The following is a 24,743-nucleotide window of genomic DNA, read 5'->3' as shown; positions in this document are numbered from 1 at the left end:
ACTTCGATTTGCATGCTGCAGCATTTCCTATAAAACAGCCATTTGTTTATTAATTGTTGAGGGCGCATGGTCCTTTTTGACCCTGTCAGGGAGTGAAGAGTTTAAGACCTGCCGGTCGGCTGTTCTTTGCTGCACTTCAGCATATCTCAATGATCAATAACTGACCGAACTGGATTTCACTTGCGATGACAATGCCAGGATTTCCAGCTTTTTTGATATAACTGCTATTTGCAATCCAGTCAGGGATAATCTCGTGCCAGCAAATACCGCGATAAGTGAAACGCGATCCTGATTTTCCGTTATGAAATTTTACGAAAACTATATGTATTTAGTACGGGTATAATGGTGTGAATTACACAGAAGCAGAAAGAAGAGTCACAATGTATTTCACTGCGGTTTAGCAAACACACTCTTTACAGAATGCGACTCAGTAGTCTTTGGCAATAGATTAAAAAAACTGAATGTTTTATGGAATGGCAAAATTCCGGAGGGGTTCTCAATTGTTCCGATATTAGAGAACCCTCCTATTTTGAACGGCCAGTCAAGCCTCCTTATGAATTTACTGTTTTAACCTTTACCTTGATTTATGACCTTATGGAAAAGTGGAAGAATCGCTCTTCTGTATTTGTGTTTGATTTTCGTTTTAAATGTTCTACGTGACATAAGAAGATTCCATAATTCCTTTTTTCTTAAATGGATGGTTTGTGAATCTTCCGGAATGTTGATAGTAGAATTTTGGGCTTCTTCAGAGAGATGAACTGGATGAGGCACTACCGAATATACTTCAACCAATGACATATCTTCGAATAGTCCCCATTTATCAGCCACAATCCAAACAGGATTAAGCCCTTTGAGTAAAGAGCACGCAGCCTTGTTGTTGATAATATAACTGTGCGTGGTAGTGGCATGTAAGGTCTTATGCAAAGAATAGCCGGTGGAAATATTTTTTATTTTTTTTTGGAAAAACTTATTTGTACGGCTTAGTAAAATGACAGAAGGACGAACCTCTGGGACAGTAATGTGTTCCAAAACGTTTTTAAAATCATCATTTAAAACAACGTCATCCTCAAGAATAAGGGCTTCGCCGATCTTCTCATCAATCATTTTTTTATAAATTTTTTGATGACTTAATGCACAGCCGATCTCACCAGGAAGGAATGCATAATTAACGTTGGCAGTAACTCCCTTCCTTTCTTCTTCAGACATGAGTCTGCCATCTACTGCTTCGATAAACTCAGCTGAAAGACCTAAGGCATTCAGTTGCGCTTCCATTTTTTTACGACGTTCAACTGATTTTTTTAGATTTACGATAAAAATTTTCATTGTAGTTCCATGTTAAATAGCGAATCCCTCAGGAGATGCTTGCCCCTATCTCACGCATTTTTTCGAGTACTTTCTTCAACTCTTTATCATTCAATGCTAACTGTGCGGCCAAAAAAAAGAGCATATGCATTCCCATAATTCTGGGCGTTTCGCCACCAGTATATTTCCTCCAGTGATTGCTGCCGGCAAGACCAGCTAAATTTGCCATTTGGAAGCCTGTGAGACCAAGTTCTTCTTTAAGGTGCGCAAGGTCTGCTGTTGTAGGTGGTGTGTAATTATCGATCAGCGACATAATGCACCGGTAAGAGCCCCGCGAGGCTTATTTGTTAAAAGAATTTAATATACACAGATATAATGACTACTCTGGCATCAAAAGGTATAGCATTCATTGTTCTCACTTACGGGATGATGCGCACAAGCGATTCGGGGCCATAAGGATGAAGATTAGCCCCTTTAGGGCTTGTTGTCAATATGGATAACTCTATGGTGAGGCGGGTGAGCCCTCTATTGCTATTTCTGTGTTCTCTTTTCCACGGTCACGCTGATTATGTTGTTGTGGGGATAAACATTAAGTAAACCGGGGAAAAGCAGCCCCCTTTCCAGGCGGAAAGGGGGAAGGGAGGTTACTTCAGCTCGTCAACCATGGTGATGGCACGGCCGATATAGTTTGCCGGGGTCATCGCTTTCAGGCGGGTTTTCTCGTCTTCTGGCAGTTCCAGACTGTCGATAAACTGTTTCATGCCTTCGGCGTCTACGCGTTTGCCGCGCGTCAGCTCTTTCAGTTTCTCGTATGGTTTTTCAATGCCATAACGACGCATGACGGTCTGAATGGGCTCTGCCAGCACTTCCCAGTTGTGATCCAGCTCGTCCAGCAGACGGTCGCGGTTCACTTCCAGTTTGCTTACACCTTTCAGGGTGGACTGATACGCGATCAGCGCGTAGCCGATACCCACGCCCAGGTTACGCAGCACGGTGGAGTCAGTCAGGTCGCGCTGCCAGCGGGAAACTGGCAGTTTGCTCGCCATGTGCTGCAGCACCGCATTCGCCAGGCCCAGGTTGCCTTCGGAGTTTTCGAAGTCGATTGGGTTGACTTTGTGCGGCATGGTTGAGGAGCCAATTTCACCGGCGATGGTCTTCTGTTTGAAGTGGTTCAGCGCGATGTAACCCCACACGTCACGATCGAAATCGATCAGAATGGTGTTGAAGCGAGCGATGCAGTCAAACAGTTCCGCGATATAGTCGTGCGGCTCAATCTGGGTGGTGTACGGGTTCCACTGAATGCCCAGAGAGGTCACGAACGCTTCGCTGAACTGATGCCAGTCCACTTCCGGGTAGGCGGCGATGTGGGCGTTGTAGTTACCTACCGCACCGTTGATTTTACCCAGAATCTCGACCTGCTCCAGCTGACGATACTGACGTTCCATACGGTACGCCACGTTTGCCATCTCTTTACCCATCGTGGAGGGAGTGGCCGGCTGACCGTGGGTACGGGACAGCAGCGGAATATCACGATATTCGACAGACAGTGCTTTTACCGCGTCGATGATTTTACGCCAGTAAGGCAGCACCACGTCTTTGCGCGCGGTGGAGAGCATCAGCGCATGAGACAGGTTGTTAATGTCTTCTGAGGTGCAGGCGAAGTGAATGAATTCAGACACGGCATGCAGCGCAGGCACGCTTGCCACTTTCTCTTTCAGGAAATACTCAACCGCTTTTACGTCATGGTTGGTGGTGCGCTCAATAGTTTTAATGCGCGCAGCATCTTCTTCGTTGAAGTCAGCAACGATTTTATCGAGGTAATCGTTTGCCTGGGCGTCAAAAGCAGGAACTTCCTTGATTGCTGCCTGGGCGGCCAGCTTTTGCAGCCAGCGTACTTCAACCTGAACACGGAACTTCAGCAAACCATATTCGCTGAAGATCCCGCGCAGCGCGCTGACTTTATCGCCGTAGCGTCCATCTACAGGGGATACGGCGGTCAGTGAGGATAATTCCATAATTCGCAACTCCGGGAGGTTAACAATGAGCAAGAATTTGTTTTGCCTGAGTCGTCAGGCGATTACGAGAAAACATTAACTGCAGGCGGCCACCGCCAACCTGATGCCACAGCACGGCGGCACGAATACCCGCCAGCAGGGAGGCGCGGACTTTTGCCTGAACCTGCGGGCTTTGCAGCACGGCAGGAGAGCCGGTGACCTGAATACGTGGGCCCAGCGGGCTGATGACGTCAACATAAATGCCGGCCATGGCACTGAGCAGCGTTTCGGACTGCAGATCAAAATGGTCGAGCTGGCGCTGCAGCCCGGCAATGCGGTCACCGAGCGTATCAAGCGCGCCTTTGGCCGCACTGAGCTTACGCTCCAGCACCATCAGGCTTAACGTATAGCGGGTCAGCTCCGCGTTCAACCCCTGGCGGCTACTGGCGTTGAGCACGCCAAGCAAAGTTTCAAGACCGAGACGAAGATTGGTTTCACTCCCACCGAAGACACCCAGAGTCGAACCGGGGTTGAGGTCGATAACGCTGTTGAGTGAAACGTGCAGCGCGTCAGCATCGCAATGACCCTGATGCGCCAGCTGTTGCACCAGACGGGCAGACTGGCAAATTCCAGCCAGTGCCAGGGTGATGTCATAATAGTTCTTCGCCACACGTTCTCCTTTATGTGTGCAATCGTGTTAAACGGCCGGCAGCGGCAGGCGCTGTTCAATGATCCCGCCGCCCAGACAGATTTCGCCGCTGTAGAATACGGCGGACTGGCCTGGGGTGACCGCCGCAACCGGCTCGTCGAAACGCACATCAATGCGTTCATCATCCAGCGCGGTGACGGTACAAGGGATATCGGTCTGGCGATAGCGTGTTTTTACCGTGCAGCGCAGCGTACCCTTCAGCGGCTCACGATCGACCCAGTGCAGCTGTTGTGCGATGAGGCCGACGGACATCAGACGCGGATGGTCGTGGCCCTGAGCAACAACCAGAATATTGTTTTCGACATCTTTATCTACGACGTACCACGGATCTTCGCTGCCTTCTTTGGTGCCGCCAATACCCAGCCCTTTACGCTGGCCCAGCGTGTGGTACATCAGCCCCTGATGTTGACCAATTTCATCACCGTCGACGGTAACGATTTTGCCCGGCTGTGCCGGCAGGTAACGACCAAGGAAATCGCGGAATTTACGCTCGCCGATAAAACAGATACCGGTAGAGTCTTTTTTCTTAGCAGTGATCAGATCCAGCTCTTCGGCGATTTTACGCACCTGCGGCTTTTCAAGCTCGCCTACCGGGAACAGGCTTTGCGCAATCTGTTCGTGGCTGAGTGTATAAAGGAAGTAGCTTTGATCTTTGTTGCCATCCAGACCGCGCAGCAGCTGGCTTTTGCCATTCACATCGGCACGACGCACGTAGTGCCCGGTCGCAATATAGTCTGCGCCCAGATCTTCTGCGGCGAATTCCAGGAAGGCTTTAAATTTGATCTCTTTGTTGCACAGAATGTCCGGGTTCGGGGTACGACCGGCTTTGTACTCTTCCAGGAAAAGCTCGAAGACGTTGTCCCAGTATTCTGCGGCAAAGTTAACGGTGTGCAGTTCAATGCCCAGCTTATCGCACACCGCCTGCGCATCGGCGAGATCCGCAGCAGCAGTGCAATATTCCTCGCCATCATCTTCCTCCCAGTTCTTCATGAACAGGCCCTCCACCTTATAGCCCTGTTGTTGCAACAGGTAGGCGGAAACGGAGGAATCGACACCGCCGGACATGCCGACGATCACTTTTTTCTGGCTGTTATCTGACATGGAATACTCACGACATTGAACTTCAAGGCGGCGTATTCTATCACGCCCCCCCACCATTGGCACCCTCTGTAAACGGCCAGTTAAATTCTCCAATCACCTCAAGCGGCAGGCGACCAGCAGACTGCCAGCAGCGGATACTCTCGGCAACCAGCGGCGAGCGCAGGTTTGGCGCATTCAGGATCTCTTCGGCAGTGACCCACAGGCAGCGATCGATATCATCGTCCTGCGGCTCTGTGGCGCACGTTTCGCTAAGCTCGACGGCAAATAAAAAGCGCAGGAACGGGGTGTGATCAGGGGCAATCCACTGGTGCATACGGATGAAGTGCTGCGGCTCCGCGTGGATACCGGTCTCTTCCCACAGTTCGCGTTTAGCGGCCTGCAGTAAGGTTTCATTGGCTTCTAGGTGCCCGGCAGGCTGGTTCCACAGCGCCTTGCCGTTAATACTCTCTTCTACGACCAGAAACTTACCCTGCGCGTGAACCACGCAGGCGACCGTGACATGCGGTTTAAACATAGTGACTCCTTAAGGGGTAACGTCCCGCCATTCACCGTTTGCCAGTGAATCCAGGGTGAAGTTGCCCATGGCGTAGCGAATAAGTCGCAGGGTAGGGAAGCCCACGTGTGCGGTCATCCGGCGAACCTGGCGATTACGGCCTTCATAAAGGGTGATCTTGAGCCAGCTCGTCGGGATGGATTTGCGCTCGCGGATAGGCGGCGTGCGTGGCCACAGCCATTCCGGCTCGCTGACGAGCTCAATACCTGCAGGCAAGGTAGGACCATCGTTTAACGTCACGCCGCGGCGTAATGTCGCCAGCGTCTCATCATCCGGTTCACCTTCAACCTGGACGAAGTAAATCTTTCCCGTGCGTTTGCCCGGCTGAGTGAGCCGGGCCTGTAAGGCACCATCGTTGGTTAAGACCAGAAGTCCTTCGCTATCCCGGTCCAGACGGCCGGCGGCGTAGACGCCCTGAACAGGAATGTAATCCTTCAGCGTGCTGCGTCCGGCTTCGTCAGTAAACTGCGGCAAAACATCGTAGGGTTTATTGAACAAAATCACCCGCTTTGGCTGGGATTCTTGTGGTCTTCTGGCGGCTTGTCGTGAGCTGAATCGCTCAACCCGGTGTTTTGTAAAAGAAGTTTTCTTCATGGTATTTTCAGACGTTATCAATTGCCGCATTATAGCCTATTAACGAAGACCTTTCATGGCGTCGGACAATCAGGTACTATCGAAGGGCTCATTACAATTTATTAACATAAGATCAGTAACAACCAGAAGCGCTCGAAGGAGAGGTTAATGGAAAGCAAAGTAGTTGTTCCGGCGGAAGGTAAAAAGATCACCCTGCAAAACGGCAAGATTAACGTTCCTCACAATCCGATTATCCCGTTCATCGAAGGTGACGGTATCGGTGTAGACGTTACCCCGGCAATGCTGAAAGTGGTTGATGCCGCTGTTGAGAAAGCCTACAAAGGCGAGCGTAAAATTTCCTGGATGGAAATTTACACCGGTGAAAAATCTACTCAAGTTTATGGCCAGGACGTTTGGCTGCCAGCTGAAACGCTGGACCTGATCCGCGACTACCGCGTTGCTATTAAAGGCCCTCTGACAACTCCAGTCGGTGGCGGTATTCGTTCCCTGAACGTTGCGCTGCGTCAGGAGCTGGACCTGTACGTGTGTCTGCGTCCGGTTCGTTACTATCAGGGCACCCCAAGCCCGGTTAAGCACCCTGAACTGACCGACATGGTTATCTTCCGCGAAAACTCAGAAGACATCTACGCGGGCATCGAGTGGAAAGCGGACTCTGCTGACGCAGAGAAAGTGATTAAATTCCTGCGTGAAGAGATGGGCGTGAAGAAAATTCGCTTCCCTGAGCATTGCGGTATCGGTATCAAGCCTTGCTCCGAAGAAGGGACTAAACGTCTGGTGCGTGCGGCCATTGAATACGCGATCACCAACGACCGTGACTCTGTGACGCTGGTTCACAAAGGCAACATCATGAAGTTCACCGAAGGCGCATTCAAAGACTGGGGCTACCAGCTGGCGATGGAAGAGTTCGGTGGTGAGCTGATTGACGGTGGTCCATGGCAGAAGATCAAGAACCCGAACACCGGCAAAGAGATCATCATTAAAGATGTGATCGCCGATGCGTTCCTGCAGCAGATCCTGCTGCGTCCTGCTGAATATGACGTTATCGCCTGTATGAACCTGAACGGTGACTACATCTCCGACGCCCTGGCGGCGCAGGTTGGCGGTATTGGTATCGCCCCTGGTGCGAACATCGGTGACGAGTGCGCACTGTTCGAAGCGACCCACGGTACGGCACCAAAATATGCCGGTCAGGATAAAGTGAACCCAGGTTCTATCATCCTGTCTGCAGAAATGATGCTGCGTCATATGGAATGGTTCGAAGCCGCAGACCTGATCGTTAAAGGTATGGAAGGCGCGATCAACGCGAAAACCGTTACCTATGATTTCGAACGTCTGATGGAAGGCGCTAAGCTGCTGAAATGTTCAGAGTTTGGCGACGCGATTATCGCGAACATGTAATCCAGAGTCTGGGTTAAACAAGAACGGGAGCCGATGGGTTCCCGTTTTTTATTATTCGATTTCGTACGGTTATCAAAACTCCTCCTTCAATAGCATTTACCGTCCACGCTTTACCGGGCCATCATGCGCTTTCGCCGTTTGATTCGGCGATGTATGCCCCAAAATTTCTTGAGTATCTTAATTCCACGTCTCTCTAAATTCATTGTTATGGTGTCCGGCCTCACCCGGTGCCGCGCTCATGAATACCTGATCTAACTTATCGGGTGCGACGATTACGGTGAAACCCTCATTAATTCGGTTGTCAGCATAACTTTCTGGTGTGCGGAATATCACTCGTATTACGGGAGATAGCACAACGTGAATTAGCATCATTTTAAGCAGGCGGCTGATATAAATATCCCTGTCGCAGCAAGTTATTTAATCAAACGGTATTGCTGCGCGGGCACTGTCCACGGTAGTGGGAAAAGCCAGACAAACTGTACGAAAAAATAAAGCCGGGCAATGTCAGTTTTATTGTGTACGTAGCAAACACGCATGGTCATTCATTGCCATGTATTTTCCAATCGAGACATAAGGATATTCTACAAATGAGTACTTTTACTGTAGTACCCGCAAATCAGTCTGCAGATAATAATGCGAAAATGATTTATCAGTGGTTGAGTAGTCTGTCCGATCGACAGGGTAAAAAGCTCATTTCAGGTATTTTTGGTGGCTATAGCAATATCGGCGGCGTCGATGCTTTTTCCCTGCAACAAGGAAAAGACCTGCAGGCCCTGACCGGGAAATTCCCCGCTATTTATAGCGCTGACTATGCCCGTGGCTGGGATGCCTGTACCCCAGGAGAGGAAGCCAGTTTGATCGATTTTGGTTGTAATGTCGATCTGATCGACCACTGGAAAAAAGGCGGACTGGTCGCGATCAGCCACCATTTACCAAACCCTTGTTTTGCGGGTAATAATCCTGGTGATGGAAAGGGGGCTCTCAAGCATCCTGTGAGTAATGATGAATTTTCTGCAATCTTACAGTCTGGAACACCGTCGCGTGGACGCTGGTTGGCAATGCTTGATAAGGTCGCTCAGGGCCTACAGCAACTGAATGAGAAAGGTGTCACCGTCTTTTATCGACCCTTGCATGAGATGAATGGCGAGTGGTTCTGGTGGGGGGCAACCGGTGAGAATACAAACGATACTGTACGTATGGATCTGTATCGACGCCTGTATCAGGATATCTTTAATTATTTCGTTAAAACGAAAGGGTTAAACAATTTACTCTGGGTCTTCTCTCCTGATGCAAACCGGGATTATAAGACATCTTATTACCCTGGCGCAGAGTATGTTGATATTACTGGCCTGGACTTGTATACAGGCAATCCTGCCACTGTAAACGGTTACGATGAAATGGTGGCATTGAATAAGCCGTTTGCCTTTGCAGAAGTGGGGCCATCAACAATTAATGGCCAGTTTGATTATGCAAACTTAGTGAGTGTTATTCTTCAGAAATACCCTAAAGCAACCATGTTTATCCCCTGGAACAATGACTGGAGCCCGCTGAAAAACCTGAATGCCTCTGGTGCATACAATAATGACCGGGTAATAAATCTCGGAGAGGTATGGAACGGAAGCGTTCTGAGTTAATGTACGTTCCGGTGTCACGTTGATGCGCCATATAAAATGGTTGAAGTCGCTGGCCCGATCGTTAACGCTATAGAAGATGCTAAAATGTTCAGAGTCTGGCGACGCGATCATCGCGAATATGTCATCCAGATTCTGGGTTAAACGTGAACGGGGGCCAGAAGGTCCCCGTTTTTTTCCTCAGCCTGCGGGAGACTGCAAGATGTTAGCTACGATCCTTGTCGCTATTGTTGCGTTAATTCATCTCTACATACTTGTGCTGGAAATGTTCCTGTGGAACACAAAAACAGGCCACAAGGCATTTAATCTCAGCCCTGATTTTGCACGCGATACCCGCGTGCTGGCCGCAAATCAGGGGTTGTATAACGGTTTTCTGGCAGCGGGACTGCTCTGGGGACTGTGGCTTGGTGAAAGCGGTGTTCCTGTGGTCTTCTTCTTTTTGACCTGCGTGTTGATTGCGGGCATTTACGGTGCCATGACCGCCAGCCGAAAAATACTCTATGTTCAGGCTTTACCGGCGCTGGCTGCATTGATTGCATTGTGGTTGCGTTGATTAACAAGGCTTTGGTCTAAGAGTGCCGTCCGATATACTCAGGCATTACCCTTAAAGGTCAGAGAAGAGACTGTTTATGCACAATGAAATTCCACTTAAGTATTATGACATCGTCGATGAATACGCGTCGGAAGCCGCGGAGCCGGTAAGTGAGGCAGAGCGCGATCCTCTTGCCTGTTATTTCCAGTTGCTGCTCACCCGTTTATCGAACAATGAAGAGATCAGCGAGGAAGCCCAGCAAGAGATGGCCAGTGAAGCCGGCATCCGTAGCGCGCGCATTGATGATATTGCGAACTTCCTCAATCAGTGGGGAAATGAATAGTCCGCCTCAAAAACCGTTGTGCTGATGCTTTGCTAAACAGCTCAGCATCACGCTATCGGACCACATGCATTTTTTATCCGGGATGTGCGTTGAGGGTTTACCGATGAGCAGGGCGAAAATAACGATCAGGAAAAAGAGTACCAGCGGAAACAACAGAGAATTTTTCACGTTTTAACCAAATGAGAGTGTGCTTCAGGGTAATCTACGGTCTGAATGTGACGACTATATGTTTTTAGGAAAGAAATGGAAACGTCTGATCTGGAAAAACATTACCACGACACCAACGCTAAGACGCTGGCGCTCTGGGAAAAGCGGGACGGTATCGGAGCGGTAAGGGAGCCGTTTTATGCTACGCAAAAGCTCGCACTGGCGACAGGTTTCCAGCTGGAAATGACCGCGTCTCTCGACATGTTGTTTCGGGAACTGCGGGCGTTGACCCGCCACGACTCGTTAGTAGACCTCCAGCCGCCATCCGGCTTCCATTTCACCTTCGTACCCATAACGCTCCCTCTCTACGACGGGAATGCACCGTTACCGGCGAAGACGCGTCAGCTTATCGACGCATGGACCCCTTTTGCAGGTCTGGGTATCACGGTTCGGGAACTCAGGCTGGTGGCATTGCCCAACCAGCTCTTGCTTGCAGGCATACCCGATACACTTGCCTTGAGGCAGCGGCAGGCGTTTTGTGAACGTCTGTTAACCACGGACTGGCAAGAGGCGTTGCGCTTACGCCATGGCAATACCCCTTTGCCAGCGCCGTTCTGGCACACTACGCTGTTGCGCTACCAGGCAGACTGTCTGCCTGAATCACTGAGGGCGTTTTTCCGTGAGCGCCGCATGCAGCGTTACGGTGAGGTTTGCGGAGAGCTAAAACTCAACGTCGTGAATTATAACTGGACGCTATGCAGAGCCGTCACGTCGTCAATGTTGACACGTTAACGCGCTGGTTTTTGCTTATCGTTGTTAAGTTGCTGCGTCAGTTCATCAATGGTCAGTGATTTAGAGAAATACCATCCCTGAATCAGGGCATCAGGATACCGGTCAGCGATAAAGCGATATTGCGTTTTGCTTTCCACACCTTCAAAGACGAGCGTTTTATTCAGTCTGGCGAGGGCGTCACTAAAGATGACGAATATATTCTGTTTATAATGCTCATTAATACCATCTACCAGCGATTTGTCTATTTTGATCTCATCGTATTCCAGAAGCGATATGCGGGCGAGGTTAGAGTTTTGCACTCCAAAATCGTCAATTGATATTCTCACACCCAGCGATTTTAACGCCTGACAAAACCCTTCGAGAACATCCGCAGTGGAGACCGCCTTTTCAGAGAGTTCGACTTTTATCAAGGAGAGTGGAATGCTATTCACTAAACACTCACGACAAAGAATCTTAATGAATTGCCCGTCTTCAATCTCGGTTCGACCAATGTTTAATGAAATCACCAGCTGATGTTTAATCGCCAGCGAGGCGATTTCTGCCAGGGATTTTTCGATGATATTGATATAATACTTTTGATACAGGCCAATTTTCTTAATTAAGGGAATAAAGAGCTCAGGCGAGACCTCTCCATGATTATTATCGCGCCATCTCGACAGAACTTCGACGCCCACCATTTTTTTATCCTGGATTCGAATAATGGGCTGGTAGTTAACGCTGATGGTATTGGCTTTTACCGCGTTAACCAGCGTGCGCTCCAGTGAGAACCGATCTTCATAGATGCGGAAGAAAAACAGCGTGATCGCTATCCAGATGAAAGCCAGAATTGCCGTGAGAAGGGTAAACACCACCAGCGACAACGAAGCCAGCCCTGCGTTGTGATGCTTCACGATCACACACAAATCCCATACGGCGCTGCACTGCGTCAGGGTTAAGGTAAACAGATTTGAATGCAGCCAGCTCTGTTCTTTTATCACCGGGGAGGCTGAGAAAAATGTTCTGCCGAAATCTTTGGTCGTCGTACTCAGTGAATAGTTCGCCGTAATCGGCGTGAACTTATCGTAAGCATAGCGGGAGGTGAATATAATCACGTTATTATAAATTGCCGCATTGCCTGTAAAAAAATCTTTTCTGGAAAACTGTGCCAGAAGAAAACCCCGTGGCGTTTTATGCAGCTCTGCAGGAAGGGCAACGGGAGTGGCGAGTTTACCCCAAAAAGCAGTACAGGCTATTTTCCCCTTTTCAATAAAACCGATATCCCCGAAATAGAGGCTATCTAACTTTATCTGCCTGTAACTATCGAGACTGGTTTTATCACAACCCTGTGTAGTAATGCTTTTGAGCGCCTGCGCCACACTTTGAGACAGGCCTTCTGAATATTGCAAAAGGGAATGGGAAACCTCGAGCTGTTTGCTCTTTTGCTGGGCCACGATAACCGCATTAACCGCGTAGAGAGAGAGGGCGACCAGCAACGTTGAAATGATAGCAACGGCAATGATCTTTTTCATTTTCCAGTGGTCCCGTCCGCTCCCTGATTTCACAAATCTTAACACAGCCAGGGCAAGGCACAAGCCTGATAATAATGGAGGTTTATCTTATTCAGTCAGAGTAACTCATGCGGAAGTACCAGTTTTTTAAGATAAATCTTAACTAAACTTTTCACATTGCTTTAAGCAGCGCAGAGTTTGCCAGGCGATCGCCTTATACAGGTCATAAATGAGCATTTTTCTCCTAAGGAAAAAATCGTGCGCAACGTTATGCTCCCCATTCTGTGTGCCTTATTTGTGTTTCTGAGTGGCATGCTGATCATTAACTGGCAGTTGTGGCATATGGCCCGGTCAAATTATGCCGAAACCGCCGCCGCAAGCACGCGTAAAATTGAGGCCATTCTTGCTGAGGCTGTCAGTGCTGCAGATACAGCAAAACGGGTCGCCGCTGCAGGGTGTACCGACACCGGACAGCGTGAACTGGGTTCGGAAGCTGCGCTGAAACCGCATCTTCGCGCCATTATGATTGAGCAGCAGGGCAGGATCGTCTGTACCTCCCTTCCCGGAAACGGCGTATTGATTGTTCGCCCGCAGACGCTGCCCAACAAAGGATTGATGCTGCTCCCCGGTAATCGCCTGGTGAACGGCATTCCGGTGTTACTTTTTCAGATGCCCGTCGCGAAAGGGCGCGTTATCGTAAGCGTTAGCGACGCGCATTTGCGGGATGTTATTGCGAGTGCAGCAAACAACAAGGGACTGAGGCTGGTTGTTGGCGATAAAGCAATAGCCGGCGCGGGCGATGTGACCGGCTGGCCCCCCGTGAAGTGGGCGGGTTCCTTAACAGCATCGGCACATTTTCCGTTTAGCATGGCCTGGCAGCCTCCCGCCTTTTTCAGCCTGACGCGTTTACTGTATCAGGGATGGAGCCTCATACTGCTTATCCTTGCGTTATCTGCGGCTGTTGGCATTCTTATCCGTCGCTACAGGGGGAAAAGCAGCTCGTTTGAAGACGATCTGCGTAAAGCCATCATCCACGGCGAGATCGTTCCGTACTATCAGCCGATCGTGAATGGCGATACCGGCGGTTTGTATGGCGTGGAAGTGCTGGCAAGGTGGAAGCACCCAAAATCAGGCTTTATCCCACCGGATGTTTTTATTCCGATTGCCGAGCGCAGCGGCCTGATAATTCCGCTGACCAAAGGGTTAATGGCGAAAGTGGTGACCGAGCTTAAGCCGCTTTTGCCTAAGTTGCCGGACGGATTTCACATCGGGGTGAACATCAGCGCCAGACACATCAATGCGCCTTCTTTTATCGCTGACTGCCGGGTCTTTGGAAAAGGCTTTTATGGTAAAGAGGTCAAACTGGTTCTCGAAGTGACCGAGCGTGAACCGCTGATCGATAATCCTCATCTGGTGGAAAATCTCAATGCGTTACATAACGCCGGTTTCGTCATTGCGCTTGATGACTTTGGGACCGGGTATTCCGGACTCTCCTGTCTGCACGCGCTGGCGATTGATTATATTAAAATCGATAAAAGTTTCGTGAACCGGGTATCAGAGGCGAAAGACTCTACGATCCTGCTGGACTGTGTGATTGACCTGGCGAAAAAACTCTCACTGCATATCGTGGCTGAAGGGGTAGAAACGAAGGAGCAACTGGACTATCTCAACCGTAATCAGATTACCCTGTTGCAGGGATACTATTTTGGTAAACCGGTCTCGTATAAAGAATTTATTAAAATCATCTTATCTAAGCCCCTGGAGAAGGTCAGTCTGTAAGAGATTTTTTTCTGTGAAAGGGGCCCAGTAATAATATCTGATGCCCGTTTGCGAAAAGCGAAATATCATCAGATTTCTGTTGTATGCTTAAGTGCAATTCATTTTCCTCTTATCCTGAGCTTTGTTACAGTGACTCTAGTTGTCAGCCAGGGATGTCAGGCGTGATAAGGTGGAAGAGCTCGTGCATGTGAAAAATACTTTTTACACAACAACTATTACCGTCATCATTGTCTCATTGATCATTTCGCTGTCGCTTGCCGTCCAAATTACCACGTCCAGGCAGCAGTCAATCCAGCAAATAAATACCAGCGTTGCCAACCTGAGCCATACCTTAGACGTGTACAGCGAAGGGATCATGCGCCAAAGTGAAATGTTGATTACTTCGGTTTCCGACATAATCAAAATTTATGGCATGACCCCACAACAGGCCAAAAATATCCAGCGGATGATAAGCAATCAGGATAATCTTCTTATCCAGATAAATAATGTGGTTGTTTACGATGCGCAAGGGAATATTTTTACGGCACTGCATGAAAGTTTTTCCGGACCCCGGAAAGGGGTGGACAGGTCGTTTTTTATCTACCACAAAGAAAATAAGAGCCAGCAGATTTTTATTGGCCAGCCGGTGGTCAGCAGAACGAATGGTAAATGGGTCATAACCATTAGTCGTCGGCTGGAAACCCCTACCGGCGCGTTTAACGGTGTCGTTGTGGTTACGCTGGGTATCGAAAATTTTCTGGCGTTATACGGGCAGATCAATATTGGTCACTCAGGCGTGATCGGCTTAACAACCCAGTCAGGCGTGTTGCTGGTACGTCATCCGTTTAAAAATAATTACATCGGCGCGATTGTTTCGGATTCGCCTCTCTTCAGGACATACCTCAAGGTACAAAACGCGGGTATCGCCAGCTCTGTCTCACGGTTTGATAAAATCGAACGCATTTATGCTTTCGAGAAGAACAAGCGCTACGGGCTCGTCACCACCGTGGCGGTCAGTACGCAAGAAGCACTCGCCCCCTGGCGCAAGCAGGCTCTCCAGCTTTCTGTACTCATTTTGGTTTTTACCGCGATACTCATTGCGGCGTCCTGTTTCCTCTATTCCGATTTATCCAGAAAAACACGGGATAACAGAGCGCTGAAGATTATTGCGTCTGAAGATGCGCTAACCGGGCTTTTCAACCGACGCATTTTTGATGAAAAAATTCTGTCAGAAATTGCGGCCTGTGCGGCCAGCGACGCCCCGATTTCGGTGTTGATTGTCGATGTGGACTACTTCAAAAAATACAACGATAACTATGGTCATCCCGAAGGGGACCGCTGTTTAACCCTGCTGGGAAATAGCCTCAGGGAGAGCCTCAACCGGGACAACCAGGTTGTGGCGCGCTATGGCGGGGAAGAGTTTGCACTGATCCTGCCAGACACGGATATCCAGGAAGCGCTCCGCCTCGGTCAGACGATCATTCGCAATGTCTTTTCGCTGCATATTGAACATGCTTTCAGTCCCTTCGGGCGGGTCACGGTTAGCGTCGGGATCTCCACTGCTCGTGCCGTGGATATCGCGGGCAGCCAGCAGAACATCATTATAGCCGCCGACCAGGCGCTCTATCAGGCAAAACGTGCAGGGCGAAACCGGCACGCTTTTGTTGCGGTGTAGGCAAAAAAAAAGCCCACTCTAGAGTGGGCAAGAAATACTGGAAGCAATGTGAGCAATGTCGTACTGAATACCTGAGTGTTTCACTCAACCATTCAGTGTTGAGAAAGATAATCTTTCTCAACAAAAGATGCAACCCCACATTTCTTGTGGTGCTGTTGATGATTAAACGCGCACTCTCTCACTGTGATGCTTATCACAAATTTCCTTTCTGAAATCCTGTGCTATCCTTTCTTGTGTCGTTGATTTAATGACAAAAACCATACGGAGAGGAAACTTATGGGAATTTTATCCTGGATTATCTTTGGGCTTATTGCAGGTATTCTGGCGAAGTGGATTATGCCGGGCAAAGATGGCGGTGGGTTTATCGTCACCGTAATACTGGGGATTATCGGTGCAGTGGTGGGCGGTTGGATCAGTACGCTGTTCGGCTTTGGTAAGGTCGATGGCTTTAACTTCGGCAGCTTCGCTGTCGCGGTGATCGGTGCGTTGGTTGTTCTGTTTATCTACAGAAAAATCAAAAGTTAAGCCTGATAAATGTTGAAAAAGGCTGCCATATGGCGGCCTTTTTACGTGGTGGGTTTACCACCAGCCTAGCTGCGAGCCTGCAACAGCCACGATTGCCACGATCAGCATAATGAGGGTTGTTTTTCTCATTTATGCCCCCGGAGCAGCGTAACCACCGACAAAAAACCAGGCCAAAAACACTACCGCCGTTATAAAAATAACGACCGGGAAGAGGATCCCTATTCTCATACCATCACCTGTTTCGGTTTTTATAACGTCGTAGAGTGTACGGGGTTAATCCATCGCGAGAAAGCGCGTTTTGCTTTTTCCTTTCTTATGCTGATACATCGCGACATCAGCCGCGCGTAACGCACTGTCCGGATCGGTCACGGTGGGGTCAACTTCAATCACACCGAAGCTGGCGCCAGGATAAATAATGTTCACGCTCCCCAGCCAGTATTCTCCTGCAATACGGGCGTCGAGGCGCGTTTTAAGCAGGTTAATCTGTGTGCTCTCACCCGTACTGTTGGTCTGGCTAAGCGAGGCCACCAGAAACTCATCACCGCCCAGCCTGCCAATTATTTCGTCCGCCTGTTTTTCTTCAGTCAGACGTTTGCCCACTTCAATCAGGAACCGATCGCCTGATTCATGCCCGTAACGGTCGTTAATCAGCTTGAAATCATCAAGGTCGATAAACGCGATGATGGCGTTGCGTTTAAGGTGCTTTGCCAGTGAAAACAGGGTCGTCAGCTCTTCGAAGATGGCGCGACGGTTTGGTAATCCGGTAAGGGCATCGGTATAAGAGTGCGCAATGAGTGCCGCATTGGCTTCCCGAAGCTGGATCACCAGCGACTCTTTCTGAATATACTGGGCAATCAACCCGGCGAATAATTTCAAAACTTGTTCACCGCGATCGCTGGGATGTTTCTTTTCCGTGCTGGTGGCGCAGAGCGTGCCATAGAGTGAACCATCCGCAAGGTGAATGGGGATACTCATGTAGGTTGTAATGCCAAGGGCTTTCGCGGCATCGCAATCCGGCCAGCGCTCAGCCACCTCGTTACTGAACAACGTACCACTCTCAATGGCGCGCTTACACAACGTGTCGCCCCAGGGAACGCTCAGCCCCTCAGGGATCTGCATCTGCTTGCTGTTGCGGGCGTAGAGGATATGCTGCAGCCGCGCATTGATATCGACCTTCGTCAGGTAGGTGGACTCCATTTCAGTCACAATCTCCAGCATCTCCAGCAGCTGGCGGACGAGACTTTCAAGGGACTGCTCAGTGGCGAGCGTTTCTGAAACACGGGCAAGGATAATATCCGACATGACGTAGGCTCACTCCCATGCAGAAGACGTCTGCATCTGCATGTTATGCTGAATTTTTCGACTTCGGGCATAGTAAAACATGAATATAAAAATTTTAATATTCATCACAGGGGAGCGGGGGAGAAAAAAAGCCCCGATGTTGAGACCGGGGCAAAGACATCTTGATTACGGAATGATGTTCTCTGGTCATTGAGAACACGTGCCACTGTAGTGTGGAAAAGTGCAGTTAAGATGGAGAAATCGTGGAGAAAGCGGCGATGACCCGTTACCCTTAAAATCTGATGAAGTTAAAAGGATCAATGAGATGAGATTACTGCTTCTGGCACTGGCGTTACCGCTGGCCGCCTGTACCTCCAAAACATCCCCGCCTGATGCCCCGAAACCGCCCCATATTATCGGGATGGCTAATCCCGCCTCCGTCTACTGCCTGAATAAAGGCGGGGAACAGGTCCCGGTTCAGAGCCCGCAAGGGGTTCGCACGGAGTGCAAGTTGCCCGGTGGCGAAGTGATCGATGAATGGGCGCTTTATCGTCGCGATCATCCGCAACCTGCCAGGTGACAGCGGGACAGTGGCTGCGGTACACTTCTCTTTAGGATTATTCTTAGCCTTTCGATGGCTACCGTTATCGTGAGAGAAGTATGTTTCAGCTTAAACCGGGCAGCATGGCGATGATCATCGGTGCCCGCACGGCGTCCGGCCGTCGTAATATTGGTAAATCTGTTGAACTGTTTGGCCTGTGTCAGCCCGGCCAGCGTTTTGTTAATCCGGTCAATGGCGTCATGACGCAGTTACCCGCCACCTCGGATCGCGCGCTTTGGCTGGTGACCGGTGATGTCTTCGCGTTTGACAATCAGCACGGCTTTGCGTTTATTCGTGCCGAACATCTGATGCCGCTTACCCCGGATACGGCGCCGCAAATCCTTGATGAACTGATGATCGACTGACTAGACATTACGCAGCCAGTCGGCTAACACCAGGGCGTGATTGTGTTCCTTATCTTTCGCGCCATAGAGAAGGGTTAAGGTCTGCTTGCTGGCCAGCGCCGCAAGACGCAACCCCTCGTCCTTGTGCTGCGCCAGCTCTTCCCGGTACGCCTTGCTGAAGGCGTTGAAATCAAGGGTTTCGCTATGAAACGCCTTGCGTAAATCGTTGGACGGGGTGAGCGTTTTACACCATTCATCATACGCGAGATCGGTTTTCTTCACGCCACGCGGCCAGAGTCTGTCTACCAGCACCCGATAACCATCGTCCGGGCTTGCCTGTTCGTATACGCGTTTACACTGGATCATCTTTTCTCCTCACCTGCGGCCAAACGTTCTGCGTATTACTCTAGCACTTTGTCTTTACCCACCCAATTTAAGGTATTGTGATAATTGCAGAAGATCGGTAGTCTGAGGTTCCTTATGTTATCTGCTAATACTCAGGCATAAGGAACCTTTCATGGAACACCTCCCGGCTAAAACCACACTACGCATTGCGCTGGTTGGCGATTACAATCCCGATGCTATTGCGCACCAGGCGATCCCGCTGGCAATTGACGACGCCGCTGCCGTTCTTGACCTCACCGCTGATTATGACTGGCTCGCGACCACGGAACTGACCAGCCCGGAAGATCTGGTGGGTTATGACGCTATCTGGCTGGTTCCCGCAAGCCCGTACAAAAACACGGCGGCGGCCTTTATCGCTGCACGCTACGCACGCGAAAACAGTATTCCCTTCCTCGGCACCTGCGGCGGGTTCCAGCATGCGCTGATTGAGTACGCCCGTAATGTGCTGGGCTGGCACGATGCGGCTCACGCCGAAACGGATACCGAAGGCACAATGGTGATTGCGCCATTAACCTGCTCGCTGGTGGAAAAAACCGATGCAATTGAGCTGCGCAACAATACGCTCATCGCCAAAGCCTATGGCAAACCGGAAATCGTGGAGGGATATCACTGCAATTACGGTGTGTCGCCGGAATTTGCACGGGAGCTGGAGAGCGGTGACATGCGCGTCACCGGCTGGGACGAGCAGGGTGAAATTCGCGCCGCGGAGTTACTGACCCATCCGTTCTTCGTGATCACCTTATTCCAGCATGAACGTGCCGCGCTGGAAGGTCGACCGGTGGTGCTGGTACAGGCAATGCTGCGCGCGGCGCGCGGATAAAAAAAGGCAGACCTGGTGGTCTGCCATTCTACTAACGGGGCGTTACCTCCCGGTCACGCCCGGCAAGCATACCGCAAACGGCCATGATCACGGCGGCCAGTGCACAGGCCAGAAGCGGATACCGCCAGTCACCGGCAGCATCGTGAATTTTGCCCATCAACGGCGGGCCACAGGCGGCCAGCAGATAGCCAACCGACTGTGCCATGCCGGACAAGGCCGCGGCCTGATGCGCAGAGCTGGCGCGCAGCCCGATGAAGGTCAGGCCAAGGATCATCGTTGCCCCGGTACCAAAACCAAACACCAGCGTCCACATGACCGCCATTCCCGGCGCAAACCACAATCCTGCTGCGCTTATCGCGCACAACAGCGCCACGACGCCGGCGATTGCTCGCTGATCCTTCAGACGATGGAGGATCAGCGGCACAGCGAGACCCGGCACGGCGGTGGCCAGCTGTAAGAGTCCGTGCACAGAACCCGCCTGGGCTTCGCTATACCCGTGGCTGAGCAGGATCGCCGGTAGCCAGCCGATGATGACATAGTAAATCAGCGAGTTAATCCCCAGAAAAAGGGTGACCTGCCAGGCGAGGGCAGAGCGCCAGATGGCGCGGTTATGTAACGCGCCTGCACCGGTCACCGTCGCAACGTGTTTCTGACGCCACTGTGGCAGCCAGAGCAGTAACGCCGCCAGCGGAAAGGCCATCAGCACTAGCAGGGCGCCATGCCAGCCGGCTTCCCCCTGCGCCAGCGGAACAATCAGTGCGGAACCTAACGCCGCGGAGATCCCCATCGTCAGGGAATACGCGCCGGTGAGTCTGGCAACCTGTCCCGGGAAGTCACGTTTAATTAACCCAGGCAACAGCACATTGCCCAGTGCGATACCGCAGCCAATCACCGCCGTACCGATGAAAAGTAGGGGGGCGGAAGGCAGGGAGCGCACAGCAATGCCGACGCAAATCAGCAGCAGGGCGATAAACAGGCTGCGCTCCATGCCGATACGCCGGGCAACACCTGCGGCGAGCGGGGAGATAAGGGCGAAAGCCAGCAGAGGCAGGGTGGTCAGCAGACCGGTTTGCGCTGTACTCAAGCCATAATCGAGACGAATGGTATCGAGCAGCGGTGCTGCTCCGGTAAAGGTGACGCGAAGCGTAGTGGCAATCATCAGGATACCTGCGATCAGCAGCGCGCCCTGTTTTCCTGAAACCCGAATTGCAGTAGTCATTGTGTTCTCATACGTTCAAGCGAGCGCACACAATACCGATTTTCTCCACGGTTGAAATCAGGCTAAAATGACAGTTTATCGCTAATATCGGACAACCTGATGATTGGTCTCGGACTGGACGGCTACGATCCCGATAGCCAGCATGATGCGGCTGTCGCGTTTCGCATCCGCGTGGTGGCGCAGGAACAATACATTCCGCGGCACCAACACCGTAAGGGACAGCTGATTCTGGCGCTGGGGGGCGCCATCACCTGCGAAGTGGAAAACGCCATGCTGATGGTTCCGCCCCAGTATGCCGTGTGGATCCCTGGCCAGATGCCGCACAGCAATAAGGCCACGCCGGGTGCCCAGCTTTGCTTTTTGTTTATTGAACCCGGAGCGGTAAGTTTGCCCGATCGCTGCTGCACCCTGAAGATCTCCCCTCTGGTGCGGGAACTGATCTTATCGCTGGCGGAAAAATCACGTGAAGCGCTTTCGCTTGCTGCCACATCGCGTCTGGTGGATGTTCTTTTTGACGAGCTACCGCTGCAGCGTCAGGAACATTTGCAACTGCCCGTTTCGCCTCATCCAAAAATCCGGCTGATGAGCGAGAAGATGGCGGAAGAGCCTGCCGCCTGGCAGACGCTGGCACAATGGGCGAGCCACTTCGCCATGAGTGAGCGCAATCTGGCGCGCCTGGTGGTAAAAGAGACGGGCCTGAGCTTTCGCCGCTGGCGGCATCAGCTGCAGCTTATTGTGGCGTTACAGCTGTTGATTGGGGGAAAGTCGGTACAGCAGGTGGCGCAGTCGCTGGGGTACGACTCCACCACCGCGTTTATCACGATGTTTAAGAAGGGGCTGGGGCAGACGCCAGCGCGCTATATTGCCAGCCTGACTATGACTTCCCGATAAACAGTGAGACCAGCCCGGCCGCAATCAGCGGGCCCACCGGAACGCCACGAAAGAGCGCCACGCCCAGCACGGTTCCCACCAGCAGACCGGCCACCAGCGAGGGCTGGCTGCTCATCAGCGTAACGCCACGCCCGCCCAGCCACGAGACAAAAACGCCTACCGCTATCGCTATCAGCGATTTCCAGTTCACAAACGAGTGCAGCAGCGTCGAGGCAGGCAGCGTACCGCTGGCGATAGGTGCCATCACCCCAATGGTCAGAATGATGATCCCGATGGTGAGACCTTGTTTTTCTATCCACGGGAAAAAGGTGTTTAACGGGGTCACGCGCACAATGATCAGCACCAGAATTGAGATAGCGACGGTGGTGTTATGGCTGACAAAGCCAAGCGCAGCGAGGGCCAGAAGAATGAGCAGAGTCGGGTCAAACATAAGGAATCCTTGCCAAAAGAGTAAGCCTGCTTACTTTACGCGGAAACACGGCTGAAGACAGTTTTTAAAAAGATTTTACTGCTGTCATAACCCTGTCATTTACGGGGGATAAAACAGGGGCAGGCATCGAAAAAGGGGCGCAAAAATGTACGATCACATGTTTATCGAAACGCTGATCATCTCTTCATCGTTTTTCGCTGTTGCCATTATCCTGGTCTCGTCAGTTATTTTTCTGGAAAAAAAAGGCTGACGGGATGCCAGCCTACACGATTACGCTTTATGGAACGTCACCAGCTCAGGACGGGCGATACGCAAATAATCCTGCGTATCCATAATCACGGATTTTTCCAGCAGACCGGCGTTAAACGCGATTTCATCAAAACGCTCAAACAGGAGCGGGTCGGCCACCAGTGCCAGATCGGGATGGAAGCTAAAAGGCGGAATGGCGCCAAAAACGCAGGCGGTCAGGGTATCGACTTCGGCAGGGCTTGCGAGAGACGCTTTTATCCCCCCAAAATGGCTGGCAAGCTGGCTTAAATCGGCCTGCAGATCGGCGGCGAGGATCGCCAGAACGTGTTTTTTTACGCCGTTTCCCTTCACCTTACAGACCAGTGCTTTTGCCCCTTGCCCCAGATCGGTTCCGCGGATCTCACTCACCGCTTCGCATTTCCCCACGGCGTCATGCTCCATGACGCGAAATCGTGCGCCCTGCTGGGTTAACAACGTAATGAGTTGCTGGTGGGTTGTTGTTCCCTTAACGTCATCAGACATAGCGATTTACCTGTTAAATACCAATACGCAGCGTTTAACCTTAGCACAGAATATTTCGCCGTTGGGATAGGCAGGACGTAAAGAAAACAGCCAGCGGATTCGCTGGCTGTTGGGTCAGGCATTGCTGTTGGCTGACTGTTTATGGAACAGTTCCCTGAACACTGGATAGATATCATCCTGATCGCGGATATGCTGCATGGCAAAGTTATCAAACATCGATTGCAGATGTTCATACTCACGCCACAGCGTCTGGTGAGCACGGCGGGTAATTTCGATATAGCTGTAGTAACGCACCACCGGCAGAATTTTCTTCGCCAGTATGTCGTGACACAGCGGGGAGTCATCTGCCCAGTTATCGCCATCTGATGCCTGCGCGGCATAGATGTTCCACTGCGCCGGGTCGTAACGCTCTTTCACCACTTCATCCATCAGTTTCAGAGCGCTCGACACGATGGTGCCACCGGTCTCCTGCGAGTAAAAGAACTCATGTTCATCCACCTCTTTCGCCTGAGTGTGGTGGCGAATATAGACCACTTCCACGTTCTTATAGGTTCTGCTCAGGAACAGATAGAGCAGGATATAAAAACGCTTCGCCATATCCTTGGTGGCCTGGTCCATCGAGCCGGAGACATCCATCAGACAGAACATGACCGCCTGGCTCGACGGTTCGGGGCGTTTTTCGTAATTTTTGTAGCGCAGGTCGAAGGTGTCGATAAACGGTACCCGGTCTATTTTAGCCCGGAGTTCGGCTATCTCTTTGCGCAGGCGTTCCTCTTCCAGCAGTTGCGCCGGTTCCGTATTTTCCACCACCTTCAGGTTGCTCTCCAGCTCGCGGAGTTCGCGCCGTTTACCTGCCGTCATGGCCGTGCGTCGCGCCAGAGAGTTCTGCAGCGAACGGACCACGCTGATGTTAGCGGGCACGCCGTTTGCGGTATATCCCGCGCGATGGGTTTTGTACTCGTTAAGCTGACGATGCTGGTTCTTTTTCAGATTCGGCAGCGCCAGATCCTCAAACAGCAGGTCGAGATACTCATCTTTTGAAATCTGGAAGACAAACTCATCCTGTCCTTCACCGTCCTGGCTGGCCTGTCCCTGACCGCTTCCTGAACCGCCCCCGCCGCCTTGCGGGCGCTCGATTCTGTCGTTCTGCACGAAGTGGTCATTACCTGGGTGTACGCGATGGCGCAGGCCGCCACGTCCCTGATGAAACATCGGTTCGCTGATGTCATCGGTGGGGATGGAGACAGATTCGCCGCTGTCGACGTCGGTCACCGAGCGTTTATTGATGGCCTCGGAGATCGACTGTTTAATTTGCGCTTTATAACGGCGCAAGAAGCGCTGGCGATTTACCGTGCTCTTGTTTTTGCCGTTAAGACGACGGTCAATAAACCAGGTCATATATCCCCCGTACTGCATTTGCCAACTTGCAGTGTCCGGACG

General features: G+C 51.2%; 29 protein-coding genes. 13 read left to right on the top strand and 16 right to left on the bottom strand.

From position 1 onward, the window contains the following. Window positions 1–567: 567 nt before the first annotated feature. From ACMVME_RS04120 to rluE, 7 genes are all read right to left on the bottom strand, one after another. Entirely contained in the window at window positions 568–1,323 is a 756-nt protein-coding gene (locus tag ACMVME_RS04120; RefSeq protein ID WP_068794506.1) for a glycosyltransferase family 25 protein, read from the bottom strand. Between the two features lie 28 nt (window positions 1,324–1,351). Continuing rightward, the gene (locus ACMVME_RS04115) at window positions 1,352–1,615 is read right to left on the bottom strand and encodes a hypothetical protein (RefSeq protein WP_068794507.1); all 264 of its coding nucleotides are present in this window, start codon (window positions 1,613–1,615) and stop codon (window positions 1,352–1,354) included. Between the two features lie 331 nt (window positions 1,616–1,946). After that, a complete protein-coding gene (gene purB / locus ACMVME_RS04110) occupies window positions 1,947–3,317 on the bottom strand; it encodes an adenylosuccinate lyase (RefSeq protein ID WP_020884458.1) in 1,371 nt (456 codons plus the stop codon). 19 nt (window positions 3,318–3,336) lie between these two features. Beyond that, the gene (gene hflD / locus ACMVME_RS04105; RefSeq protein ID WP_014169611.1) at window positions 3,337–3,966 is read right to left on the bottom strand and encodes a high frequency lysogenization protein HflD; all 630 of its coding nucleotides are present in this window, start codon (window positions 3,964–3,966) and stop codon (window positions 3,337–3,339) included. Window positions 3,967–3,993: 27 nt separating this feature from the next. Then, window positions 3,994–5,106 carry a tRNA 2-thiouridine(34) synthase MnmA gene (gene mnmA, locus ACMVME_RS04100; RefSeq protein WP_032670452.1) on the bottom strand — a complete coding sequence of 371 codons (1,113 nt, stop codon included), beginning with the start codon at window positions 5,104–5,106 and terminating at the stop codon, window positions 3,994–3,996. Between the two features lie 40 nt (window positions 5,107–5,146). Beyond that, a complete protein-coding gene (locus tag ACMVME_RS04095; RefSeq protein WP_020884456.1) occupies window positions 5,147–5,620 on the bottom strand; it encodes an NUDIX hydrolase in 474 nt (157 codons plus the stop codon). A 9-nt stretch (window positions 5,621–5,629) separates the two neighbouring features. Beyond that, window positions 5,630–6,283 (bottom strand): 23S rRNA pseudouridine(2457) synthase RluE, encoded by a 654-nt coding sequence (gene rluE, locus ACMVME_RS04090; RefSeq protein ID WP_020884455.1) that lies wholly within the window; start codon window positions 6,281–6,283, stop codon window positions 5,630–5,632. Between the two features lie 117 nt (window positions 6,284–6,400). Between rluE and icd the strand changes: the two genes are divergently transcribed. From icd to ACMVME_RS04065, 5 genes are all read left to right on the top strand, one after another. Continuing rightward, the gene (gene icd, locus ACMVME_RS04085; RefSeq protein ID WP_014169617.1) at window positions 6,401–7,651 is read left to right on the top strand and encodes an NADP-dependent isocitrate dehydrogenase; all 1,251 of its coding nucleotides are present in this window, start codon (window positions 6,401–6,403) and stop codon (window positions 7,649–7,651) included. A gap of 587 nt (window positions 7,652–8,238) precedes the next feature. After that, window positions 8,239–9,285, top strand: coding sequence for a glycosyl hydrolase (locus ACMVME_RS04080; RefSeq protein WP_068794509.1), 1,047 nt, complete (start codon window positions 8,239–8,241; stop codon window positions 9,283–9,285). Between the two features lie 199 nt (window positions 9,286–9,484). Continuing rightward, window positions 9,485–9,835 (top strand): DUF1304 domain-containing protein, encoded by a 351-nt coding sequence (locus ACMVME_RS04075; RefSeq protein ID WP_020884453.1) that lies wholly within the window; start codon window positions 9,485–9,487, stop codon window positions 9,833–9,835. A gap of 76 nt (window positions 9,836–9,911) precedes the next feature. After that, the gene (locus ACMVME_RS04070) at window positions 9,912–10,157 is read left to right on the top strand and encodes a YmjA family protein (protein ID WP_014169620.1); all 246 of its coding nucleotides are present in this window, start codon (window positions 9,912–9,914) and stop codon (window positions 10,155–10,157) included. A gap of 243 nt (window positions 10,158–10,400) precedes the next feature. Further along, window positions 10,401–11,096, top strand: coding sequence for a hypothetical protein (locus ACMVME_RS04065; protein ID WP_068794510.1), 696 nt, complete (start codon window positions 10,401–10,403; stop codon window positions 11,094–11,096). On the opposite strand, the gene ACMVME_RS04060 is transcribed toward ACMVME_RS04065, so the two are convergent. Next, window positions 11,093–12,604, bottom strand: coding sequence for a cyclic diguanylate phosphodiesterase (locus tag ACMVME_RS04060; protein ID WP_068794511.1), 1,512 nt, complete (start codon window positions 12,602–12,604; stop codon window positions 11,093–11,095). The genes ACMVME_RS04065 and ACMVME_RS04060 overlap by 4 nt on opposite strands. A 237-nt stretch (window positions 12,605–12,841) precedes the next feature. On the opposite strand from ACMVME_RS04060, the gene ACMVME_RS04055 reads away from it, so the two are divergent. The 3 genes from ACMVME_RS04055 to ACMVME_RS04045 all read left to right on the top strand — a co-directional run bounded on the left by ACMVME_RS04055 (window position 12,842) and on the right by ACMVME_RS04045 (window position 16,541). Continuing rightward, window positions 12,842–14,362: a cyclic diguanylate phosphodiesterase gene (locus ACMVME_RS04055; RefSeq protein WP_081308085.1), complete on the top strand. Its 1,521-nt coding sequence runs from the start codon at window positions 12,842–12,844 to the stop codon at window positions 14,360–14,362. A gap of 181 nt (window positions 14,363–14,543) precedes the next feature. After that, on the top strand, window positions 14,544–16,016 hold the full coding sequence (locus ACMVME_RS04050) for a sensor domain-containing diguanylate cyclase (RefSeq protein ID WP_032679672.1): 1,473 nt from the start codon (window positions 14,544–14,546) through the stop codon (window positions 16,014–16,016). 276 nt (window positions 16,017–16,292) lie between these two features. After that, window positions 16,293–16,541: a GlsB/YeaQ/YmgE family stress response membrane protein gene (locus ACMVME_RS04045; protein WP_006174788.1), complete on the top strand. Its 249-nt coding sequence runs from the start codon at window positions 16,293–16,295 to the stop codon at window positions 16,539–16,541. A 54-nt stretch (window positions 16,542–16,595) separates the two neighbouring features. Here ACMVME_RS04045 and yoaJ read toward each other — a convergent pair whose 3' ends face one another. Genes yoaJ through ACMVME_RS04030 form a run of 3 tightly spaced genes read right to left on the bottom strand, consistent with a single transcriptional unit; the run spans window position 16,596 to window position 17,843 of the window. Further along, complete coding sequence (gene yoaJ, locus ACMVME_RS04040) at window positions 16,596–16,670, bottom strand: protein YoaJ (protein WP_071605476.1); 75 nt, start codon at window positions 16,668–16,670, stop codon at window positions 16,596–16,598. After that, complete coding sequence (locus ACMVME_RS04035) at window positions 16,671–16,769, bottom strand: YoaK family small membrane protein (protein ID WP_014883431.1); 99 nt, start codon at window positions 16,767–16,769, stop codon at window positions 16,671–16,673. Window positions 16,770–16,814: 45 nt separating this feature from the next. After that, on the bottom strand, window positions 16,815–17,843 hold the full coding sequence (locus ACMVME_RS04030; RefSeq protein WP_040017217.1) for a sensor domain-containing diguanylate cyclase: 1,029 nt from the start codon (window positions 17,841–17,843) through the stop codon (window positions 16,815–16,817). Window positions 17,844–18,147: 304 nt separating this feature from the next. On the opposite strand from ACMVME_RS04030, the gene ACMVME_RS04025 reads away from it, so the two are divergent. After that, window positions 18,148–18,402 (top strand): DUF333 domain-containing protein, encoded by a 255-nt coding sequence (locus tag ACMVME_RS04025; protein ID WP_068794512.1) that lies wholly within the window; start codon window positions 18,148–18,150, stop codon window positions 18,400–18,402. Window positions 18,403–18,482: 80 nt separating this feature from the next. Continuing rightward, entirely contained in the window at window positions 18,483–18,788 is a 306-nt protein-coding gene (locus ACMVME_RS04020; RefSeq protein ID WP_014169628.1) for a hypothetical protein, read from the top strand. On the opposite strand, the gene ACMVME_RS04015 is transcribed toward ACMVME_RS04020, so the two are convergent. Next, window positions 18,789–19,133 (bottom strand): DUF488 domain-containing protein, encoded by a 345-nt coding sequence (locus ACMVME_RS04015; protein ID WP_014169629.1) that lies wholly within the window; start codon window positions 19,131–19,133, stop codon window positions 18,789–18,791. It abuts the gene before it with no gap. A gap of 151 nt (window positions 19,134–19,284) precedes the next feature. Here ACMVME_RS04015 and ACMVME_RS04010 point away from each other — a divergent pair, with 151 nt between their 5' ends. Next, on the top strand, window positions 19,285–19,992 hold the full coding sequence (locus ACMVME_RS04010; RefSeq protein ID WP_068794513.1) for a CTP synthase: 708 nt from the start codon (window positions 19,285–19,287) through the stop codon (window positions 19,990–19,992). 31 nt (window positions 19,993–20,023) lie between these two features. Here ACMVME_RS04010 and ACMVME_RS04005 read toward each other — a convergent pair whose 3' ends face one another. After that, window positions 20,024–21,211: a CynX/NimT family MFS transporter gene (locus ACMVME_RS04005; RefSeq protein ID WP_068794514.1), complete on the bottom strand. Its 1,188-nt coding sequence runs from the start codon at window positions 21,209–21,211 to the stop codon at window positions 20,024–20,026. 99 nt (window positions 21,212–21,310) lie between these two features. On the opposite strand from ACMVME_RS04005, the gene ACMVME_RS04000 reads away from it, so the two are divergent. Next, on the top strand, window positions 21,311–22,102 hold the full coding sequence (locus ACMVME_RS04000; protein WP_014169632.1) for an AraC family transcriptional regulator: 792 nt from the start codon (window positions 21,311–21,313) through the stop codon (window positions 22,100–22,102). Here ACMVME_RS04000 and ACMVME_RS03995 read toward each other — a convergent pair. After that, window positions 22,086–22,532, bottom strand: a complete 447-nt coding sequence (locus tag ACMVME_RS03995; protein ID WP_014169633.1) for a DUF441 domain-containing protein — start codon at window positions 22,530–22,532, stop codon at window positions 22,086–22,088. The two genes, ACMVME_RS04000 and ACMVME_RS03995, sit on opposite strands and share 17 nt — an antisense overlap. A gap of 145 nt (window positions 22,533–22,677) precedes the next feature. On the opposite strand from ACMVME_RS03995, the gene yoaI reads away from it, so the two are divergent. Next, on the top strand, window positions 22,678–22,782 hold the full coding sequence (yoaI, locus tag ACMVME_RS03990; RefSeq protein ID WP_251858844.1) for a small membrane protein YoaI: 105 nt from the start codon (window positions 22,678–22,680) through the stop codon (window positions 22,780–22,782). Window positions 22,783–22,802: 20 nt separating this feature from the next. Here the strand turns inward: yoaI and ACMVME_RS03985 are convergent, their stop codons facing one another. Continuing rightward, complete coding sequence (locus ACMVME_RS03985; RefSeq protein ID WP_014169635.1) at window positions 22,803–23,303, bottom strand: YbaK/prolyl-tRNA synthetase associated domain-containing protein; 501 nt, start codon at window positions 23,301–23,303, stop codon at window positions 22,803–22,805. A 114-nt stretch (window positions 23,304–23,417) separates the two neighbouring features. Beyond that, window positions 23,418–24,701, bottom strand: coding sequence for a YeaH/YhbH family protein (locus tag ACMVME_RS03980; RefSeq protein WP_040017223.1), 1,284 nt, complete (start codon window positions 24,699–24,701; stop codon window positions 23,418–23,420). Between the last annotated feature and the right edge of the window lie 42 nt (window positions 24,702–24,743).

The organism is Enterobacter cloacae complex sp. 2024EL-00711 (assembly GCF_047529885.1).
GTDB lineage: Bacteria > Pseudomonadota > Gammaproteobacteria > Enterobacterales > Enterobacteriaceae > Enterobacter > Enterobacter ludwigii.
Note: the sequence above shows the minus strand (reverse complement) of the source record. Positions and strands in the feature narration are given on the sequence as shown.